Source organism: Oleiphilus sp. HI0066, from assembly GCF_001635725.1.
This window is the reverse complement of sequence record NZ_LWFH01001656.1, coordinates 1-914: the sequence shown is the minus strand read 5'-3', so window position 1 is coordinate 914 and position 914 is coordinate 1. Positions and strand designations below refer to the sequence as shown.

Below are 914 nucleotides of genomic sequence, written 5' to 3'. Positions count from 1 at the left end.
GAAAGGTCCACACCCTTCTTTGCCGATTTTTCCACTCGCAAGATGACAATTGATAATACTCGCAGCTTTATCAACGCCAGCACTCGACTGATTCACGCCCATCGAGAAAAAACTAATCACCTTATCTGTTTGCGCAAAGCTTGCGTAATACTCTTCTACATCTTGCTCAGGCAAATCACATAGCTGTGCGACCTTCTCAATAGTGAAAGACTGTGCGGCCTCTACTGCTTGCTCAACTCCTTCAACCGACTGATCAATATAAGCTTTATCAAGCCCATCATGCTCTGCCAGATAGGCGAGCAAACCGTTAAACAAGGCAACATCACTTCCTGCTTTCAGAGGGAGATGAAGATCTGCGACTTCACAACTTGCTGTGCGACGTGGATCGATAAATACAATTTTTAGATTTGGATTTATTTGTTTCGCACGCTCAACGCGTTGAAACAGAACAGGATGTGTCCAAGCCGCATTTGAGCCTATAAAAACGAGCAATTCCGTTTGCTCTAAATCCTCATAACTACACGGTACGACATCTGATCCAAATGCGCGTTTATGTGCAGCAACTGCTGAGGACATGCACAGACGAGAGTTCGTATCGATATTGGCAGACCCGATATAACCCTTCATCAACTTGTTTGCGACGTAATAATCTTCCGTTAGTAATTGCCCCGATACATACAGTGCAACGCTGTCTGGGCCATGCTCATCAATAATATCTTGAAAGCGCTGAGCCACTTCGTTGGTCGCAGCTTCCCAAGGAACCTGCTTCCCACTAACTTCAGGAAAAAGTAAGCGCCCACTATCTTCTAAGGTATCTAGTAAGCGACTTCCTTTAACGCACAGTCGACCAAAATTTGCTGGATGCTCAGGAGTGCCACTCAGCCCCAAAACTTCTGCCTCAGAAGCCTCCTCAG

The 914-nt window shown here is 45.8% G+C and carries 1 protein-coding gene; it reads right to left on the bottom strand.

What is annotated here, in order from left to right; all coding sequences use genetic code 11:
• A partial coding sequence (locus tag A3738_RS25780) for a molybdopterin-dependent oxidoreductase (protein WP_156504511.1) occupies positions 1-914 on the bottom strand: 914 nt, incomplete at both ends.